Raw genomic sequence first — 14468 nt, 5'->3', positions numbered from 1 at the left:
TGATCGGTCCTTCCCTGATGAGCGGGTATTCTCCGCTCAGTACGGAGTCCCGCGTCAGCAGGGCTCCGGAGATCTTAAGGGGGTGGGTCCGGTCCCTGCGACAGAAGAGGAGACTCTGGAGCAGCGGAGCACACGGTTCGAGCGGGATGTGATGCCCTATCTCGACCAGCTCTATTCCGCCGCGCTTCGGATGACCCGAAACCCAGCGGATGCCGAAGACCTCCTTCAGGAGACCTTCGCCAAGGCCTTCGCGTCCTTCCACCAGTTCCAGGAAGGCACGAACCTCAAGGCCTGGCTGTACCGCATCCTGACCAACACCTTCATCAACAGCTACCGCAAGAAGCAGCGGGAGCCCAAGCAGTCGGGCGCCGAGGAGATCGAGGACTGGCAGCTCGCCAGGGCCGAGTCGCACACCTCGGCGGGGCTGAAGTCGGCTGAGATCGAGGCGCTGGAGCACCTTCCCGACAGCGACGTGAAGCAGGCGCTGGCCGCGCTCCCCGAGGAGTTCCGGATCGCCGTCTATCTCGCCGACGTCGAGGGGTTCCCGTACAAGGAGATCGCCGACATCATGGGCACCCCCATCGGGACCGTGATGTCGCGGCTTCACCGTGGCCGCCGCCAGTTGCGGACGCAACTCGAAGACTACGCCCGCGAGCGTGGCCTGGTCCCCGCGGAGGGTGCGAAGTGAGCGAGCGAGCCGACGGCGACCGCGGGTGCGGGCACATGGGCACGGTGAACCGGAGCGGGGTGATCGCATGAGCTGTGGAAAGCCGCACGCCACTGACTGTCGCGAAGTCCTGGACAAGGTTTACACCTACCTCGACGGTGAGCTCGACGAGAACAACTGCGTCGACATCCGCGAGCACCTGGACGAATGCGGTCCCTGTCTGGAGGAGTACGGCCTGGAGCAGGTCGTCAAGCAGCTCGTCGCCAAGCACTGCGGCTGTGACCGGGCATCGGAGGACCTGCGCGCCAAAGTGCTCGACCGGATCGAGCAGGTCCGCTCGGAGTTGACCGGCTGACCTCCTAGGATCTCCGTACGGCCATGGCCATACGAGCGGGGGACGGCATGCGGATACTCGTCACGGGTGGAGCGGGATTCATCGGATCCAATCTGGTGGACCGGCTGCTGGCGGACGGCCACGAGGTCACGGTCGTCGACGACCTGTCCGGCGGAGATCGCGACAACCTCGTCGGAGCGGCGCGCAGCCCGCGCTTCAGGTTGCACGAGATGGACGTTCGCGAGCCGGCGCTGATCGGTCTCGCCGCCGAGTGGAGGCCCGAGGTCATCTGCCATCTCGCCGCGCAGATCAGCGTGCGCAAGAGCGTGGCCGATCCCGTCCACGACGCCCGGCTCAACGTCGAGGGCACCGCTTCCGTCCTCACCGCCGCCCACCGCGGCGGCACCCGCAAGGTCGTCTTCGCCTCCTCGGTCGCCGTGTACGGCAGGCCCGCGGTCATCCCGGTCCCGGGGGACGCGGCGACCGACCCGCGCTCGCCGTACGCGGCCTCCAAGCTCAGCGCGGAGACCTATCTGGCCGCCTTCAAGGCGCTTCACGACATCGACTACACCACGCTGGTGCTCTCCAACGTCTACGGCCCGCGCCAGTCGCCCGACGGCGAGGCCGGAGTGGTCGCCATCTTCACCGACGCCCTGCTCAACGGCACGCCCACGGTCCTGTACGGCGACGGCGACCAGACCCGTGACTACGTCTTCGTCGATGACGTGGTGGACGGCTTCGCCCGAGCCTGCGGGGACGTCGGAAACGGTCGCCGGTTCAACCTGGGCACCGGGGTGGAGACCACCGATCGCGCCCTGCACGCCCTGGTGGCCGAGGCCGCCGGCGGGCCCGACGAGCCGGGCAGCGCCGAGCCGCGTCTGGGTGACCTTCCGGCGATGGCGGTCGATCCGGTCCCCGCGCTGGAAGGACTGGGCTGGCGTCCCCAGACGGACCTGACCACCGGGCTGAAGGCCACCGTCGACTGGGCGAGGGCCCGCCTGGCGGCCCGCTAGCCCGTCTCACCCGCGATGGCGTGCGGTGATGGATTGGTTACGCTTTGCTTGCGATTCCCGGTCATCCCCTCCGGGCCGGGCCGGCTTCTGTAGCCTGAGTCGCGAAAACGACATGGAGGCAGCGCATGTTGAAGGAAACGGTCAGCCCGGCACGTCCGGGGATCTCCTGGACTTGAGCACGCGCTCGTAGGACCCAAGGGTGGCCGCTTTGCGTGGACTGCCGTGGTTTGCCAAGGTCTACCTTGTCGCTGTGATCGGAGCGGCGTTCGCGCTGCTCGGCTACAGCGTGGCGGTGAGCGGTCGTCTCGAGCAGCTCGACTGGTCGAACCTGCTGGTATTGGCCTTGTTGTTCCTGGTGTGCGAGTCGGTGCCGACCCTGCTCAACGTCAAGCAGGCCGCGGTGTCGGTCAGCTTCTCGGCCGCGCTCGCCGCGGTGGTCCTCGTCGGCCCCGAGGGGGCGGCGCTGGTCGGCATGACGGCTGTGTTCAGCGTGCGACCCGGCCTGCCGCTGGTGAAGCGGCTGTTCAACGGCGCTCAGTTCGCCGTCTGCGGTTACGTCGCGGGTCGGGTCTACGAATGGCTGGGAGGCACGGTCGGCCTGCCGACCATCGCGGGGTTCGACGACCTGATCGTGCCGTTCGCCGGCGCGGCGGCGGTTTTCGTCCCCCTCAACTTCATCCTGATCGCGATCGTGCTCGTGCTCACCGGTCAGGCCGACCAGGTGCCGTTGCGGGGGCTGGCCCAGTTCATGGTGTCCTACCTGGGCTATGCCACTTTCGGCCTGCTGATCGCGGGGCTGTGGGCGACGGTCAGCTCGATCTCCGCGGTGCTCGTCCTGCTGCCGCTGTTCGTCGCCCGCTGGGCGTTCGGCCAGTATCTCGCCCAGCAGCGCTCTTACGACGCCACGATCGCCGCCCTGTGCCAGGCCGTGGAGACCAAGGACTACTACACTCGCGGCCACTGCACCCGCGTCTCGCTGGCCTCCGGCATGATCGCTCAGGAGATCGGAATGGGGCCCGAGCGGCTGCGGGCGATCCGCTATGCGGGCATGCTGCACGACGTGGGCAAGCTGGGCGTGCCGACGAAGGTGCTGCAGAAGGACGGCCCGCTCACCGAGGAGGAGTTCGCCGCCATCCAGCTCCACCCGATGCGCGGGCTGGAGATCGTACGCGGCATCGACTTCCTGGACGAGGCGTTCGCCGGGATCATGCACCATCACGAGCGGCAGGACGGCAAGGGATATCCGATGGGACTGGCCGGGGACGAGATCCCGGAGTTCGCCCGGATCATCGCGGTGGCCGACGCGTTCGACTCGATGACCTCCGACCGCTCCTACCGTGGCGCTCGCCCGGTGGAGGTGGCCATGGCCGAGCTGCGCAAGGGGGCCGGCACCCAGTTCGACCCGGTGATGGTCATGGCGTTCATCAAGGCCGTCGACCGTGACGGCTGGGAGCCCCCGCGCAAGGTCGTCACACCCCCGGCCGACGAGGTGGAGACCACGACCAAGGACCACGACGATCCGACCATGCCCATCCAGGTGGTGTCGGAACGGTGAGCCGTCGGGCGAGCGGAGCGAGTGAGAGGGCGAGCGCGACCATGGACGCAAAGCGGTGAGCCGTCGGGCGAGCGGAGCGAGTGAGAGGGCGAGCGCGACCATGGACGCAAAGCGGTGAGCGGCACTGTGATTTCCGCGCGGGCGTTTCAGCGGCTTGACTCCGGCCAGCTCCTGTTGATCTGTGTGGCCGGGCTGTTGGCGGTGGCGGGGGTGGCGCACACCGCGGCCACCGGTCTGCTCGACCCGGAGATCGCGATCGGGTTCGGCGCGTTGATCGCGGCGGGAGAGCTGGCCAGGCTCACGATGCCGGGCAATCGGGAGGTGGCGCCGATCGGCGCGGCCGCCGCGCTCGGTTACACGCTGCTGCTGGACATGGGTGGCGTCCCGGCGCGGCACTCGGCGCTCCAGGTCGTCGCGGTCCTGGCGGTCGGCATGGCCGCCGGAGCCCTGCCGCATCTGGCGGTGAGCCGCCCGCCCCGGTTGGACGCGATGGCGCGCAGGTTGCTCACCGGCGCGCTGCTCGCCCTGGCCTACCGGCCGCTGGCGGGGCCGCTGTTCGGCCTGGCGGGGGGGCCTGAGAGCGGTTGGTGGCCCGTGCTCGGCGTGATGGCGGTGCTCATCCTGGTGATGGTGCTGGTCGATGTGCTGTTGGCCGCCGTTCTGCGGGCCGAGCAGGTGCGTGCGGCCTTCGGCGTGGCGCTCCACGACGAGTTGCGGATGGCCGCGCCGCTGTGGGCCGCCGTCGCCGCCTCCGGCATCCTGCTCGCTCTCGCCTCGCACAGCATGGACATGGCCGCGCTGCTGGTCTTCGCCGCGCCGCTGCTGGTCACCCAGGTCGCCTTCCGGAAATACGCCGGGATCCGCGCCACCTACCTCCAGACGGTGCGGGCGCTGTCACGGGTCACGGAGGTCGGCGGTTACGTCGAGCCGGGTCACTCGCGCCGGGTCAGCCGCCTGGCGATCGGGATCGGCCGGGAGCTCGGCCTGGCCGAGCCCGAGCTGCTGGAGCTGGAATACGCCGCGCTCATGCACGATATCGGTCAGCTTTCGCTGCGTGATCCGATCCCCGGCGGCGCCACGGTGCTCACCGAGCCCGAGCAGGCCCGGCGGATCGCCGAGCTCGGCGCGGAGGTGATCCGGCAGACCGGGGTGCTGGACCGGGTGGCCGAGATCGTCCGCCGCCAGTGTGATCCCTGTGCCGAGACGCCGCCGCTGGCCAGTCGCATCATCAAGGTGGCCAACGCCTATGACGACCTGGTCGGTGGCTCCACTGACCGTGATCGTGCCGGAGCCGCTCTCGAACGGCTCCGCCTGGGCGCCGGTGAGGAGTACGATCCAGCGGTCGTCGAGGCCATGGCTCGGGTCATCGACAGGATGACTCCGGGATATCGGTTCTGAAGGTTGTGGAAGACCTTCTCCCGAAGAGGCTTTCGATCTCGGGTGACGAGGCTCCCGTCCCGCGTAGTTGTGGGTTTCCTACAGATCGCGTTGCTGTGATCGGTGGTTTCGGGCAAACGGTTGTGCCGAGACCCCGGTCATAGGGTGGAGCGGTCGAAAGGGGTCCACCAACGTGTTCGAGTCTGTTCTGGTCGCCAACCGTGGCGAAATCGCACGGCGGATCATCCGCACGGTCCAGCGCATGGGACTGCGAGCCATCGCGGTGTATTCCGAGGCCGATGCCGACCTGCCTTTCGTGCGGGAGGCCGACGAGGCGATCCTGCTGGGGCCGGCCAACCCGGCGCACAGCTATCTCGACGCCGCGAAGGTGCTTGAGGCCGCCCGCGTGTCGGGTGCCCAGGCCGTCCACCCGGGATACGGGTTCTTCTCGGAGAACGCCGTATTCGCTCGCGCGGTCGTCGACGCGGGCCTGATCTGGATCGGCCCTTCGCCCGAGGCGATCGAGCGGATGGGCGACAAGATCAACGCCCGTAACCTGATGGAGGCGGCCGGTGTGCCCGTCGCCGCGGGGACCCGCGAGCCGGTCACCGGTCTGGAGGAGGCCGTGGTGGCCGCCGCGGGCATCGGCTATCCGGTCATGGTCAAGACGGCCGGTGGTGGCGGCGGCATCGGCATGGGGGTCGCTCACGACGAGGCCGGGCTGGCCAAGGCGTTCGAGCAGGCCTCCAGGGCCGCCTCCAGGTTCGGCGGGACGCCCGCGATCCTGCTGGAGCGCTACATCGAGCGCGCCCGCCATGTCGAGGTGCAGATTCTCGGTCTGGCGGACGGCACCGTCGTCGCGCTGGGTGAGCGTGACTGCTCGGTGCAGCGCCGCCACCAGAAGGTCGTGGAGGAGACGCCGTCTCCTGGCATCACCCCGCAGTTGCGTGAGCGCATGCTGGCGGCGGCGGTGCGGGCGGGCGAGGCGGTCGGATACCTGGGCGCCGGGACCGTGGAGTGCCTGGTCGACGCCGACAAGCAGGATTTCGTGTTCCTGGAGATGAACACCCGGCTTCAGGTGGAGCACCCGGTGACCGAGCTGGTCACCGGTGTGGATCTGGTCGAGCAACAGCTGCGGATCGCCGCGGGCGAGAAGACCGGGCCGGCGCCGGCCGCGCGGGGCCATGCGATCGAGTTCCGCGTCTACGCCGAGGACCCCAAGCGGTTCTTCCCCGGGCCAGGGAAGATCGACATCTGGGCGGAGCCGTCCGGTGAGGGTGTCCGGGTGGATTCCGGTTACGCGGAGGGGAACACGGTCACGCCGTTCTACGACCCGCTCATGGCGAAGCTGTGCGTGTTCGGGCAGACGCGGCAGGAGGCCCTGGAGCGCGCCCGGCAGGCCGTGGCGGACTTCAAGGTCGTCGGCCCCAAGGACAACCTGCCGTTCTGCGCGGAGCTGCTCGAACACCCCGAGTTCGTCAGCGGCGACTACGACACCGGACTGGTGGCTCGGATGAGGGCCTGAACAGGTCGGTCTGGCACAGTTGAACCACAGTGATTGATAGGAGTGTCCGGTGGCTGAAGTACGCGCCGAGATGGTGGCAAATGTCTGGAAGGTCCTTGTCGCCCAGGGTGACACCGTCGAGGACGGTGACACCCTGGTCATCCTTGAGTCGATGAAGATGGAGATTCCGGTCATCGCCGAGGACGACGGTGTGATCGCTGAGATCAAGGTCGCCGAGGGCGATGTCATCCAGGAGGGTGACCTCATCGCCGTCATCGAGTAGCCCGGCGCGGGCTGTGTCGCCGTGCCGGTCGCCGCACGGGCTTTCGCCGTATCGGCGCCGGTGCGGACGCCGCGCGGGGGCGGATGCGATGCGCGGCCACCGCCGGGGGCGGATGCGCGGCCGCGGATCGGCGCGGGCGGCCGGTGAGAGAGTGTGAGCGGCCGGTGAGAGGGTGCGGGCGGTCAGCGGGTGAGCTTGGCGAGGAAACGCCGGCGGTCGACGACCATCCGCTCGATCGTGCCGGTCGCGACGGCGGTGTGCCGGTCGTGGGCGGTGAAGGCGAACACCAGGCGGCGGCCGTCCACCTCGACGAGCTCGGCGGTGATCTCCACGTGGGTGCCGACCGGACTGGCCGCCAGGTGCTCCAGGGCGACCTTGGTGCCCACGGAGGTCTGGGCGGGATCCAGGGCCCCCGCGACCGCCTGGAGGGTGGCCTGCTCGGCCAGGGCCAGCAAGCGGGGGGTGGCCAGCACGGGGACGTCTCCGCTGCCGACCTTGGCCGCGGTGTCCGACCTCTCGACCATGGTGACAAGCCGGGCGCGCAAACCGGGAGTGAGCGTCATGGGCGCCAGCATAAGGTGATCCCGTGACCCCCTACTGCGATCACTGTGGCCGTCCGGCCGAAGAGGGCGACCACGCGGGCTGCCTGGCCGCGCGGGCGTTGGAGCCACCGCGTTACTGCGCCCGCTGCCGTCGCCGGATGGTGGTCCAGGTGACCCCTGGCGGCTGGTCGGCGCGTTGCGCGGAACACGGCTCGCTGAGCGGCTGAGCCCGGCCCGGAGGTCTCCGCGTAGATCTATTCCCACGATGGATCGAGCACTGCTCTTCTATCGTTAAGTTGGGGTTCGCTTTGCATCAAGCAAAGGAATTCCAGGGAGTCGGGGCTTCGTCGCCGGGCTCACGGTCGCCGTCGTCTTGGTGGCCGGGGTCCCGATCGCCGTCCGCCGCGGTCGCCGGCAGCCCTTGCCGAAAAGCGGGTAATGCGTACAAGTGCCCCCAAAGGTTCTGCGTTTTGTGCGATGCTACGGCACGCGTCTTGTTTGTGAGGCTTGCGGCTTGCGGGGTTTCGTTACGCTGCTGTGACGTTGGCGCGATACAAATCCGCTTTGTTGGAGAACCCTGGGGTGGGAGTGGAGAGGGTTACGGGGGAGTAATGGTGGCCCAAGGCACGACGCTGGCGGGGCGGTATCGGTTGGATACCCGCATCGGCGCCGGCGGTATGGGCGAGGTGTGGCGCGGTGAGGACACCGTCTTGGCCCGCACCGTCGCTGTCAAAGTGCTGCTTCCGGGCCGTACCGACGACCCCGGCTTCCTGGTGCGTTTCCAGGGCGAGGCCCGGGCGATGGCGACGATCAACCACCCCGGCGTGGTCGACGTCTACGACTACGGAATTCACGAGGTGCCCGGCGCGGGGGCGACGGCATACCTGGTGATGAAGTTCGTGGACGGCGAGCCGCTGGACCGGCTGCTCGGCCGGATGGGCTCCATCGCCCCCGGCGCCGCCATGGAGCTCATCGCCCAGGCCGCTTCGGCTCTGCAGGCCGTACACGACCAGGGCATCGTCCACCGGGACGTCAAGCCCGGCAACCTGATGGTGCGCTCCGACGGCACCCTCGTCCTCACCGACTTCGGCATCGCCCGGTCCGACGCGGCCAGCAGGCTGACGGACGCGGGCATGGTGCTCGGCACCGCCGCCTACTGCGCGCCGGAGCAGGCCGAGGGCGCGCCGGTCACCCCGGCCGTCGACGTCTACGCGCTGGGCGTGGTGGCCTACGAGTGCCTGGCGGGGCGGCGGCCGTTCGACGGCGACACCCCGGTCACCATCGCGCTCAAGCACATCCGCGAGGCGCCGCCGCCGTTGCCGCCGCATATCCCGCCCGCGGTGCGGGCCCTGGTGGAGCGGGCCCTGTCCAAGGACCCGGCCCGGCGTTTCCCCAGTGCCGCCGCGATGAGCGCGGCCGCCAGGCAGGCGGTGCACCTCGGCCCGGAGACCGGTGCCACGGCAATGCCACCGGTGGCCTCGCACACGTCGCCCGCCGGAGCCGTGCCCCAGACGGGCTGGCAGAGCGCTGAGCCGCCGCAGACGGGCTGGCAGGGTGCCACGGCACCGGAGGCCGGTTGGCAGGGCGCGCCGCCCACGACCGGTCCGGCCACCGAGGCGGTCGCGCGGGAGCGCGGCCGCCGCGCCGCGAAGAGCGCCAAAAAGCCGCGGCGCAAGGGCGGGATGCTGGCGATGTCGGCGGCCGCCGGCGTGATGTGCGTCGGTCTCGTCGCCGTGGCCATCAACGGGATGGCGGCCTCCGGCGAGACGCCGATCAGTCCCCAGGCCAACCCCGGCTCGCTGGCCGACCCCAGCGACTCGCCGAGGGCCACGAAAACCAGGATCCGGACGCGAACGGCGAGGCCGACCCCGACCCGGATGTTCCCGACCGAGCAGCCCGCGCAGACCGAGAGGCCGACCACCGTCCCCAAACCGACCCGCACGCCGACCAGGACGCCGTCGCCCACCGCCACGCCGAAGCCCACCGCCACGCCGTCCCCGACGCCGGTGCCGAAGCGGGAGGTGCCCAACGTCATGGGCATGACGCCGGAGGCGGCCAGGGACGAGCTCAAGAGGGCCGGGCTGAAGGCGACGCGCACCGACAGCGCCGACCTCGACCAGACGCGGTGCATGAAGGTGGTCGAGCAGCACCCCGGCGGAGGGACCATGTGGGATCCCCGGCAGCCGGTGGAGATCATCGTGGCCAACTATCAGTGCTCGCCGACCCCCACCCCGACTCCGGCCCCCAGCCTGAGCGCGAAGCTCGGCTCCTAGGATGCGTTCTGACGTGCTCTAGGGGTCCGTCTACTCGCCTGTCCATCGAGCAGGAGCGGGACGGTTACCGCCGGCGGGGCGGGAAACCCCGGGGACGGCCTCGGCGACGACGATCTGCTCACCGAGGCTGTGGGGCCAGGCCCGCCTCGTAGGCGATGATGACGAGCTGGACCCGGTCGCGGGCGCCGAGCTTGGTGAGCAGGCTCGCCACGTGGGCCTTGGCGGTGCCCACGCTGATGTGCAGATGGGCGGCGATCTCGCCGTTGGACATGCCACGTCCGACGAGGGTCAGCACCTCGCGTTCCCGTCCGGTGACGCCGCGGAGCTCTCGCGACGGTGGGGCGGGTTCGGGCCGGCCGGCGAACTCCTCGATAAGGCGGCGGGTGACGCTCGGCGCGATCAGGGCGTCGCCGGCGGCGACCACGTGGATGGCCATCAGGATGTCCTCCAGCGCCATGTCCTTGACGAGGAATCCGCTCGCGCCGGCGCGAAGCGAGGCGTAGACGTTGTCGTCGTCGTCGAAGGTGGTGAGGATCACGACGCGGGCCGCCGGGGAATCGGCTGTGATCATCTGGGTGGCCTCGATGCCGTCCATGCCGGGCATGCGGATGTCCATCACCACCACGTCGGGGTGGAGCTCCCTGACCAGCTGGATCGCCTGGGCTCCGGTTCCGGCCTCCCCGACGACCTCGATGTCCGGGGTGTCGGCGATGACCATGCGCAGTCCGGCACGGATCAGCGGCTGGTCGTCGGCGAGGACGACGCGGATCGTCATAGTGCCGCCGGTTCGACGGCAGGGACCGGCAGCCGGGCGCCGACCCGGAAGCCGCCTTCGGGCCTCGGGCCGGCACTGAAGTGGCCGTTCAGCAGGGCGACCCGCTCCCGCATGCCGGAGATACCGTACCCGGTCTCCTCGCCGACCTCGCCGACCTTGACGGCACCGCCGCGCCCGTCGTCGACGACCTCGACGGCACCACCGATCTCGCCGACCTTGACGGCACCGCCGCGCCCGTCGTCGACGACCTCGACGCGCAGTTCCTCACCTCGATAGTCGACGGTCATCGCGTTGGCCACGTTCGGCGTGAGCCAGGCCATCTTGCCCGGCCGCGGTGTCGGCCTCTCGATCGGCGATCCCGGCGTCGTGCGCGTCCTGACGGCCAACGCGCTGCTCGCCCCCGTGTCGGGGCTCGTCGGCATCGGCATCGGCGCACTCCTGCGGCACACCGCGGCCACCGTCGTCACCCTCTGCGCCGTGCTGGTCATACTGCCGACCTTCTTCAAACCGACCGTCCACCAGTGGGCCAACGACCTGTACGCCCTGTTCCCCTTCTACGTCTGGCGCACCTGCCTGTCCCAGCTCCATCCCCGCGACAGCCCCGCCCTGCCCACGGTCGCCGGCTCCTGGATCGTGTTCGCACTCTGGCCGCTGGCCGCGACGATCCTCACCCTGATCGTCGTGCGTCGCCGTGATGTGTGAACGACACCTCAGGCAGCGGGACACGGCATGACGGCCGACCCCGGCGACGGCCGTCCGGACGGCGGCGTGGCGCGGCCGGTCCCGGCCGCTTCCCCGTCCAGGGCACCCCCGCCTACGCCAGGTGGAGCGTCGCCGCCCTCGTGGCACCGGACTCGTGCGGTGCCACCGACGACACATGCCCGCATCCTCCCGAGAGGACCTCATGGATCACGACAGGAATCCGATGAAACCAAAGATCACCGATGTGTCCCGGCCTGCCGGCCGGATCCCGGCGGCCCCGCGCGGCCGGACCCGCCTGCCGCGGCTGGTGGCCGCTCCGCTGGCGGTGGGCCTCACCGTGTCGATGGCGGCCATGGCGACATCGGCCACGGCCTTCGCAGCGTCGGCAGGGCAAGCGGCGTCCGCCGCAGCCGGCTCCTTCACCGTCGCCGCGTCCACGGCGCCGCCCGCGCCCGGCGCCCAACTGAAACTGCCCCGCCCGACGGGCCCGCACGCGGTCGGCCGCGACACGCTGCACCTCGTCGACAAGCACCGCCCGGACCCTTGGGTGCCGGAGGCGGGCGCGCGGCAGTTGATGGTGTCGATGTACTATCCCGCCCGGTCCGAGACCGGCGGACCCGCCCCTACATGACCATCGAGGAAGCCCGGTCGCTGCTGCGGAGGAAGGCCCAGGGCTCCGACCTCCCGGCCGAGACGATCAGCGGCACCGGCACCTACGCGCACACCGGCGCCCGCCCGGCAGGCGGCCGTTTCCCGCTGGTCATGCTCTCGCCCGGCCTCGGGTTGCCGCGTGCCAGCCTCACCTTCCTCGCCGAGGACCTGGCCAGCCGCGGATACGTCGTCGCGCTGGTCGACCACACCTACGAGTCCTCCGGCACGGCCTTCCCCGACGGGAGCATGCTCACCTGCGCCCCCCTCTGCGACAAGCCCAGGCCTCCCGAGGGGGGAGTCAAGACCATCGCGCTGAGCCGGACCAGGGACATCTCCTTCGTGATCGATCAACTGACCGATCGCCATCCGGCGTGGAAGCACTCCCGCCTGATCGCCACCAAGCGGATCGGCATGGCCGGGCACTCGCTCGGCGGTAACGCCAGCGCCGCGACCATGGCCGCCGACAAACGGGTGCGAGCCGGGGCGAACCTGGACGGCACCTTCTTCGCGCCGGTTCCCACAACCGGCCTCGACGGACGCCCCTTCCTGATGCTCGGCACCGAGTCCGACCACATCCCGGGCAAGGATCACACCTGGGATCGCGACTGGGCCAACCGGGGAGGCTGGAAGCGCTGGCTGACCGTCGCCGACACCTCCCACACCAGCTTCACCGACCTGTCCCTCGCCTACAAGCTGCTGGGCAAGTCCGGCCCCGACGAGCTCTCCCCGCAGCGTTCGCTGGAGATCACCCGCACCTACGTCGGAGCCTTCTTCGACCTGCACCTGAAGGGCAGGAAACAGCCGTTGCTCGACGGACCGTCATCGGCCGATCCGGAGGTCACCTTCCAGAACCCCTGATCCCGCCGTCGACCTCGCGAAGGCCGGCGGTCCGTCCCGGGCCGCCGGCACAAGTGATCATTGTTGGGCGGGCCGGCAGGACCGGCCCGCCCATCGGCCCTGCGGGCGGGGGCTTCGGTAGCGGTCAGCGGCGCATCCGGCGCGATTTCTTCGTCGCCCGGGGCCCCTTCAGATCCCGGTGGTGTTGCGGGGGTAGGCGACCGACGGGTCGGTGGCGATGTTCACCATGTACGGCATGCCGGAGTCGAACGCCCGCAACAGCGCCGGGCCGATCTGTGAGGGATCGGTGACGAGCTCGCCGCCTCCGCCGAGGGCGGTCACCACCTGGTCGTAGCGGCACTGCGGCTGGAGCTCGGCGGCAACGTCGTAGCCGTAGAGCATCTGCATCGGGTGCTTCTCCAGGCCCCACATGCCGTTGTTGCCGCAGATCATCACGACCGGCAGGCGGTGCCGTACGAGCGTGTCCACGTCCATCAGCGAGAAGCCGGCCGCGCCGTCGCCGAGCAGCAGCACCACCTGCGAGGAGGGCCGGGCCAGCCGGGCGGCGATGGCGTAGCCCAGGCCGGTGCCCAGGCAGCCGTACGGGCCCGGGTCGAGCCAGTTGCCGGGCTGCTTGGGCTCGACGTACTTGCCCGCGTAGGAGACGAAGTCACCGCCGTCGCCGATCACCACGGCGTCGTCGGCGAGGACCTTGGCCAGCTCTCCGTAGATCCGCATCGGGTGGATCGGGTCGGAGTCGGAGGCCAGCAGGCCCGCGTCCGCGGCGATGGCCGCCGCCGCGGTCTCCGACAGCTTCGACAGCCACGGCGCGTAGGCGCTGGGAGACACCCCGGCCTGGTTGCAGGCCGTACCGAGACCCCAGAAGACCAGCGACAGGTCGCCGGCGGCGACACCGGAGGGTTCGATGTGCGTGGTGAGCTGTGACGGCGTGTCGGCCAGGTGCACGACCTTGGCGAGAGGGGCGCCGTCCTTGCCGCCGAACCAGCCGTAGCCGAGGCGGAAGTCCATCGGGGCGCCCGCCACGATCACCAGGTCGGCCTGGGTGAGCGCCAGTCCGCGGGCGCGGGTGACCAGCAGCTCGTGCCCGGCGGGCAGGACGCCGCGTCCCTGGCCGTTGGGGATGACCGGCAGGCGGAACTCCTCGGCGAAGCTCCTGGCGACCTCTTCGGCGCGGTCCATCCACACGTCCGAACCCAGCACCAGCACCGGGCGCCGAGCCTTGGCGAGCAGGCGGGCGATCCCGGCGAGGGCGTCGGGGTCGGGCTCCAGCGGCGACGGGGTCAGCGTCTCGGTGACGTGATCGGGCGGGGGAGCGGCGGCGAACAGGTGGTCCATGTGGAAGTCGAGGAAGACGGGGCCGCGGTGCGGCGCGAGGGCCGTGCGGAAGGCCATCTCCACGTCCTCGGCGACGGAGTCGGGCCCGGAGCCGGTGAAGGCCAGCTTGGTGATCGGCGCGAACAGCGGAGGGTGGTCGATCTCCTGCAGCGCGCCGGAGCCCCATCGCGACTGCGGTGCCCGGCCTCCCATGACCACGACCGGGGAGCCGTTGAAGTGCGCGGTGGCCACGCCGCTGACGCCGTTGGTGACGCCGGGGCCGGCGGTGAGGACGGCGAGTCCGGGTCTGCGGGTCAGGCGCGCGGTGGCCTCTGCGGCGAAGACGGCGCTCTGCTCGTGCCGCACGTCCAGGATGGGCATGCCCTCGTGGACGGCTCCGTCGTACAGCGGGAAGACGTGCCCGCCGGACAGGGTGAACATGGTTTCGATGCCATAGGCCTTGGAGACGGCGACCGCGATGTCACCTGCGTGCTTTGGGGACTCCATACCGCGCAACCTACCAGTCAGTCACATAGCCGAACAGGGATTCCTCACCCTGCCCAGATTCCTCCCACCTAACGCCATCGGCGCGGATTGTCCTCGTCGGATGAGGCCTTTCA

16 protein-coding genes are annotated in these 14468 nt (G+C 70.2%); 12 read left to right on the top strand and 4 right to left on the bottom strand.

Features of this window, described 5'->3' with window-relative positions; translation table 11 throughout:
* Positions 1-151: 151 nt before the first annotated feature.
* From ACQPYK_RS42190 to ACQPYK_RS42160, 7 genes are all read left to right on the top strand, one after another.
* Entirely contained in the window at positions 152-688 is a 537-nt protein-coding gene (locus tag ACQPYK_RS42190; protein WP_231509598.1) for a sigma-70 family RNA polymerase sigma factor, read from the top strand.
* A 67-nt stretch (positions 689-755) separates the two neighbouring features.
* On the top strand, positions 756-1022 hold the full coding sequence (rsrA, locus tag ACQPYK_RS42185; protein ID WP_433244758.1) for a mycothiol system anti-sigma-R factor: 267 nt from the start codon (positions 756-758) through the stop codon (positions 1020-1022).
* A 23-nt stretch (positions 1023-1045) separates the two neighbouring features.
* Positions 1046-2014, top strand: a complete 969-nt coding sequence (locus ACQPYK_RS42180; protein ID WP_433244755.1) for an NAD-dependent epimerase/dehydratase family protein — start codon at positions 1046-1048, stop codon at positions 2012-2014.
* 199 nt (positions 2015-2213) lie between these two features.
* Entirely contained in the window at positions 2214-3569 is a 1356-nt protein-coding gene (locus ACQPYK_RS42175; protein WP_433244752.1) for an HD-GYP domain-containing protein, read from the top strand.
* Positions 3570-3683: 114 nt separating this feature from the next.
* A complete protein-coding gene (locus tag ACQPYK_RS42170; RefSeq protein ID WP_433244749.1) occupies positions 3684-4967 on the top strand; it encodes an HD-GYP domain-containing protein in 1284 nt (427 codons plus the stop codon).
* Positions 4968-5139: 172 nt separating this feature from the next.
* Positions 5140-6471, top strand: coding sequence for an acetyl-CoA carboxylase biotin carboxylase subunit (locus ACQPYK_RS42165; RefSeq protein ID WP_433244746.1), 1332 nt, complete (start codon positions 5140-5142; stop codon positions 6469-6471).
* Between the two features lie 49 nt (positions 6472-6520).
* Positions 6521-6733: a biotin/lipoyl-binding carrier protein gene (locus ACQPYK_RS42160; RefSeq protein ID WP_433244743.1), complete on the top strand. Its 213-nt coding sequence runs from the start codon at positions 6521-6523 to the stop codon at positions 6731-6733.
* Positions 6734-6915: 182 nt separating this feature from the next.
* Here ACQPYK_RS42160 and ACQPYK_RS42155 read toward each other — a convergent pair whose 3' ends face one another.
* The gene (locus ACQPYK_RS42155) at positions 6916-7296 is read right to left on the bottom strand and encodes a thioesterase family protein (RefSeq protein ID WP_433244741.1); all 381 of its coding nucleotides are present in this window, start codon (positions 7294-7296) and stop codon (positions 6916-6918) included.
* 23 nt (positions 7297-7319) lie between these two features.
* Between ACQPYK_RS42155 and ACQPYK_RS42150 the strand changes: the two genes are divergently transcribed.
* Both ACQPYK_RS42150 and ACQPYK_RS42145 read left to right on the top strand, forming a co-directional pair.
* On the top strand, positions 7320-7502 hold the full coding sequence (locus ACQPYK_RS42150; protein ID WP_433244738.1) for a hypothetical protein: 183 nt from the start codon (positions 7320-7322) through the stop codon (positions 7500-7502).
* Between the two features lie 423 nt (positions 7503-7925).
* The gene (locus ACQPYK_RS42145; RefSeq protein ID WP_433244735.1) at positions 7926-9548 is read left to right on the top strand and encodes a protein kinase domain-containing protein; all 1623 of its coding nucleotides are present in this window, start codon (positions 7926-7928) and stop codon (positions 9546-9548) included.
* A 118-nt stretch (positions 9549-9666) separates the two neighbouring features.
* Here ACQPYK_RS42145 and ACQPYK_RS42140 read toward each other — a convergent pair whose 3' ends face one another.
* Together ACQPYK_RS42140 and ACQPYK_RS42135 are read right to left on the bottom strand one after the other, a co-directional pair.
* The gene (locus ACQPYK_RS42140; protein WP_433244732.1) at positions 9667-10323 is read right to left on the bottom strand and encodes a response regulator; all 657 of its coding nucleotides are present in this window, start codon (positions 10321-10323) and stop codon (positions 9667-9669) included.
* Entirely contained in the window at positions 10320-10610 is a 291-nt protein-coding gene (locus ACQPYK_RS42135; RefSeq protein WP_433244729.1) for a hypothetical protein, read from the bottom strand. Before ACQPYK_RS42135 ends, ACQPYK_RS42140 begins: the two co-directional genes overlap by 4 nt.
* Before the next feature lie 4 nt (positions 10611-10614).
* Between ACQPYK_RS42135 and ACQPYK_RS42130 the strand changes: the two genes are divergently transcribed.
* From ACQPYK_RS42130 to ACQPYK_RS42120, 3 genes are all read left to right on the top strand, one after another.
* Positions 10615-11025 carry a hypothetical protein gene (locus tag ACQPYK_RS42130; protein ID WP_433244726.1) on the top strand — a complete coding sequence of 137 codons (411 nt, stop codon included), beginning with the start codon at positions 10615-10617 and terminating at the stop codon, positions 11023-11025.
* A gap of 223 nt (positions 11026-11248) precedes the next feature.
* Entirely contained in the window at positions 11249-11656 is a 408-nt protein-coding gene (locus ACQPYK_RS42125; protein WP_433244723.1) for a hypothetical protein, read from the top strand.
* Entirely contained in the window at positions 11653-12534 is an 882-nt protein-coding gene (locus tag ACQPYK_RS42120) for an alpha/beta hydrolase family protein (RefSeq protein ID WP_433244720.1), read from the top strand. Before ACQPYK_RS42125 ends, ACQPYK_RS42120 begins: the two co-directional genes overlap by 4 nt.
* 168 nt (positions 12535-12702) lie before the next feature.
* Here ACQPYK_RS42120 and ACQPYK_RS42115 read toward each other — a convergent pair whose 3' ends face one another.
* Positions 12703-14355 carry an acetolactate synthase gene (locus ACQPYK_RS42115; RefSeq protein ID WP_433244717.1) on the bottom strand — a complete coding sequence of 551 codons (1653 nt, stop codon included), beginning with the start codon at positions 14353-14355 and terminating at the stop codon, positions 12703-12705.
* Positions 14356-14468: the final 113 nt, after the last annotated feature.

Source organism: Streptosporangium sp. CA-135522 (assembly GCF_050949235.1).
In the GTDB taxonomy this organism is placed as follows: Bacteria; Actinomycetota; Actinomycetes; order Streptosporangiales; family Streptosporangiaceae; genus Streptosporangium.
The sequence above is the reverse complement of the archived record's forward strand: the minus strand, read 5'-3'. Positions and strand labels throughout refer to the sequence as shown.

Excerpts from the sequence above, each read along its gene's own strand:
- ACQPYK_RS42190 (WP_231509598.1), top strand. The coding sequence starts at position 152 with ATGCCCTATCTCGACCAGCTCTATTCCGCCGCGCTTCGGATGACCCGA.
- rsrA (WP_433244758.1), top strand. The coding sequence starts at position 756 with ATGAGCTGTGGAAAGCCGCACGCCACTGACTGTCGCGAAGTCCTGGAC.
- ACQPYK_RS42180 (WP_433244755.1), top strand. The coding sequence starts at position 1,046 with ATGGCCATACGAGCGGGGGACGGCATGCGGATACTCGTCACGGGTGGA.
- ACQPYK_RS42155 (WP_433244741.1), bottom strand. The coding sequence starts at position 7,296 with ATGACGCTCACTCCCGGTTTGCGCGCCCGGCTTGTCACCATGGTCGAG.
- ACQPYK_RS42120 (WP_433244720.1), top strand. The coding sequence starts at position 11,653 with ATGACCATCGAGGAAGCCCGGTCGCTGCTGCGGAGGAAGGCCCAGGGC.
- ACQPYK_RS42140 (WP_433244732.1), bottom strand. The coding sequence starts at position 10,323 with ATGACGATCCGCGTCGTCCTCGCCGACGACCAGCCGCTGATCCGTGCC.
- ACQPYK_RS42135 (WP_433244729.1), bottom strand. The coding sequence starts at position 10,610 with ATGACCGTCGACTATCGAGGTGAGGAACTGCGCGTCGAGGTCGTCGAC.
- ACQPYK_RS42115 (WP_433244717.1), bottom strand. The coding sequence starts at position 14,355 with ATGGAGTCCCCAAAGCACGCAGGTGACATCGCGGTCGCCGTCTCCAAG.
- ACQPYK_RS42125 (WP_433244723.1), top strand. The coding sequence starts at position 11,249 with ATGAAACCAAAGATCACCGATGTGTCCCGGCCTGCCGGCCGGATCCCG.